The following is a 3,812-nucleotide window of genomic DNA, read 5'->3' as shown; positions in this document are numbered from 1 at the left end:
ATCCTGTGCCTCGATAAGAATTGATCAGTGGAGACAGGTCGAGCTGGTCAACAACATCCACCACAAAGCGAGCCATATGACCTTCTGGAAGATAATCCTGGATGCTGGCAGGGAAAAGGTCGGGAGTGTTTCGGTCGACCGGTTTGAACTTCCACTTATTCATAGTGCTTTGAGTGTTACTGGTACTGGAATCAGGATTTTACCTGTTTTGCTGGTTAAGTCCGACAGGCTCCTAGCGACCTGCATCCCCTCTTCTGTATTCATTGGAATATGGGGAATGAAAGCAATACAGGCTTTTTCCTGATCGTAAATATCAGGAAAGCGTTCTCCCTGAATAGCTCTCAGCTCCAATAGCAAATTGAAGACGGTATCAGAACCTTCCTGAAACGGTTTATTGCCCAGAAGCAGTCTACTTAACTCTTCAGTCAGCTCGTCCTCTCGTGATAATGGCCCCGGTCCAGCCAATACAACAGATCCACTTTCCAAAGCATCAGAGATTACAGACGTTGTAGAGCCCGATTCTGGCAGTTCATACTCGCCCTGCCAGCGCCTTGCACCATTCTCCAGACATACCACTACTTTTTCGAGTGCTACTTTATAGGTTGTTGCGTGTTCAGCATGATTTTTAATCGCGCTGATAAGGCTTTCCAGCTCTGTCAGCCCCAAGCTGAAGACAAGTTCATCCACCCGCTCAGCCGTTAACCCCTCAACCTTTTGTGCCAGCAAGTCCATAGGGTGGGCTTCCTGACAAATGCCAGTAGGCAGGTATTCTTTCTCGGTCATCCAGACAAGGCGGAATACAGGAACCGGGGATGAGGATCGCAGGGCTTCTCTCATGGTCTCCAGCCCTTTTTCTTCATCGGCTTCACAACCGACACCCTGATACTCTGCCGCTCCTCGATAAAAATCACGCTCCGGTGAATTAACCAGTGAAGGCGCTATCAGATGTCTGTAGCAGACGGTAGCAAGAGTTGCATTGACATAATCAGAAATGGACTCTGAACATAACCAGTCAAACAGACGACATTGAGCTTTGATATCAAAGCGCCCGCTTTCTCTTGCAATGATGACAGGTATTTCCGCTCTAACAGGATTAAAGCCATGCCGCCATTCCAACATGGATTTCTCATTAGTAAGTCCATTATGGACTGCTTTGATACTCTGGAAACAATGATAAGCTTTTTCAGGTTGCCCAAATTTCAGATAGCAGCGGCCCAGAGCGGTTAATGCAGGTATATCCGCTTGTGACTGCAACTCACTGAGTGTTTTTTCAGAAGGTAATTCATTTAAAGTCGTAGCCAATACGATTCGACACACCTGATAGGGCAGAGTCTTTTTCTTAAGACAATCCAGCACCTCTTTCTTATGCTCACTACTGAGAACACCCAAAGCTTCTGCTGCGAGAATAAGGTTCGCCTTTGTATCCTCACCGACGTCTTTATCTCTAAGATAAAGTGTTATGACAGGCACACAATCCTGATCGCAAAAATATGCCTGTAAAAAATGAATAAAGGGGTCTTCAGCATCCGTTGTCCCAATGGGAACACGACTGACTTCATCCAGGCTTTGATGATTTCCTGCAATACTATTCTTTACCCCCTGGACCAGGCTCACTGAGGAAACAGGACACGCGGACATCATTCTGCCAAGAAAGCCCATCTGGAAAACAGCGCATTGAGAGTTCATTTTCAATGCTTTGAAGAACTCCTCATCAAATGCGTGCCTGACCTTGCTCATGTTTTCTGCAATCAACTCTGGGCATTGGATAACCGCTGCCGTGAGTTTCTTCTGCAGCTGTACTTTTTTCTCCAACGCCTGATGGGCGGGAACCTTGTCAGAAAGGTAAACCGCTTCTGCCTTTAACAACCGGGCTTTCAGTTGATTCGTTACAAAATCAAGGTCTGCTTTTTCAGCTTTCAGCAAAGCCTGAAGCCGAATGGCAAGAGTGAGCGTTTTTCTGGGGTCTTCCTCCTGCATAGCAGAAAATAATGAGGCAGATCTCAGGATTAATGCCAGAGGGTCTGGCTCATCGAAACTGGCATTGAGCGCCTTTTCCAAGGCTTGAAGTCCTTGTGCCACATTATTCCAGGGAGCCAGAGCTTCTAAAGGCTCGTAGGTAGTGCAAAGCTCAGTATATTTTAAGGGAAGTTTAGTGTGATACAGGGGAGACGCTGCCGTGACCTTCTCACTGCATGTGCCAAATCTTGTATCAAGCTTCCACTGCCCTGAAGGTTCATCTTCACTGTCAATAAAGCGATTTAAAACACTATTGGCAAACTCAACGGCCCTATCTGAATCGCTCATCAGGCTTTGAATTTCTTCCTCAATCTGAGCATGCAGACTTTCGAACTCAGTGGGCTCGATCAGCGCACAATTACCCGCTAAAAAGTCCGCAGCTTTCTCAATCCAGACTCTTTTGGCTTGTAGATTCAAATCATCCTTGAGAACAGCTTTCAACCGGCTCAGTTGCAAGCATTTCGCTTTCACATCAAATGGGTGAGAAGAAACCGGATTGAAGCGACTCAATTCAAGATAAACATCCGGCAACTGTCTAAATTTTATGTCTGTCCCTAAAACCATTACATCGGGATCGAACATGCCAACCTTGCCTTTCGATTTGGCCCGGTAAAGCCTGCGATGTTCTTCGGCCTCGGCGGTGCGTTTCTGCTTGTCAAGCAGAGTAGCCAGCTTCAGGTGAAGTTCAATATTGTCCGGATCATCCTTACTTCCAAGCGCTATCGCCAGCTTCAGGGCCGCAACAGGGTCATCCATAAACTCATGGTAAAATCTGAGCATAGGCACCAGCTGACTGAACGCCGGGTCTTCGTGCCAGAGCTCCAGTAACTCAACCCGGCCTCCTATACACTGAACCAACCGGGATAAAATCTGCTCAAGTGTCATCGTGCTGGAGGCATGCCACAACACACTCATCCGATAAAGCGCAGCAACAGGATTCATCGCAAGCGCTTCATCCACCATATGATCGTTGGCTTTACCGGTTTTCAGCATCTAAACGTAATGCCGAAAAATCAACATTTCAGGATTAAGACTGAAGGGTGCCTCTTCTACAGCTTCATAGAAGGAATCAAGACGATCACTTTCTTCCAGAACACCCGCCTGAGCCGGTAACTGCTGTAAATTACTGCTGTAATATCTTAGTAGATCCATGCAACTGGAAGGCCCCGCCTGAGGAAAGCAATGGATCTGCGATATCTTGAGGAGTTTTCCCGACTTCAGTATCTGCTGCTGCTCCGTAAAGGAAGCTGCTTCTAGAGAGTCAGGCAGTGAATCCCCCATAGACTCAGTCGATTTCATATAACAGCTGTATGCGGCATAAGTCAGATCCGGGGTATAGTGCAAATAAGGAGTTTCTAACTCATTGAACAGCCTCAAGCACTCATAATAGTTAGATGTTGCCGTATACTCTTTAGCAACCAGAACAGTGGCTGCAGCAAAACCATTCTTTTGAAGACGTTTTAACTTTGGCTCTTAATGGATTCTGGGGAGCTGGTTGAGGACGAGTTATTTGACTATGAATAGAAGACGTTTTCTTGTACAAAAGTGTCATGAAACTTTATGACCTCCTCGACAACGCCAAGTGCTTTGAACAGATACGCCAGATTCGCTGGCCTGACGGGGTGAAATGCCCACACTGTGCCAGCTCAGACATAACCCGCCAAGGCAAGGACGATTCACAGCCTGACAGACAGAGATATTCTTGTAAAGAATGTCAGCGTCGTTTTGATGACCTGACAATTTCTGTTTTTTCAGGACACCATAAGCCTTTGAAAGTGTGGGTAAGCTGTCTGCAC

Annotated in this window: 3 protein-coding genes; 1 reads left to right on the top strand and 2 read right to left on the bottom strand. The window is 46.6% G+C overall.

The annotated features are described in order from the left end of the window. Positions 1-159: 159 nt before the first annotated feature. Both WG89_RS27410 and WG89_RS30805 read right to left on the bottom strand, forming a co-directional pair. Entirely contained in the window at positions 160-3,009 is a 2,850-nt protein-coding gene (locus WG89_RS27410) for a hypothetical protein (RefSeq protein ID WP_062270824.1), read from the bottom strand. Beyond that, positions 3,010-3,168: a hypothetical protein gene (locus WG89_RS30805; protein ID WP_153301868.1), complete on the bottom strand. Its 159-nt coding sequence runs from the start codon at positions 3,166-3,168 to the stop codon at positions 3,010-3,012. Positions 3,169-3,566: 398 nt separating this feature from the next. Between WG89_RS30805 and WG89_RS29820 the strand changes: the two genes are divergently transcribed. Further along, the coding region (locus WG89_RS29820) for a transposase (RefSeq protein WP_172806944.1) at positions 3,567-3,812 on the top strand (246 nt) is incomplete at its 3' end.

This window comes from Endozoicomonas arenosclerae (assembly GCF_001562015.1).
GTDB lineage: Bacteria > Pseudomonadota > Gammaproteobacteria > Pseudomonadales > Endozoicomonadaceae > Endozoicomonas_A > Endozoicomonas_A arenosclerae.
This window is presented reverse-complemented; position numbering and strand designations above follow the sequence as displayed.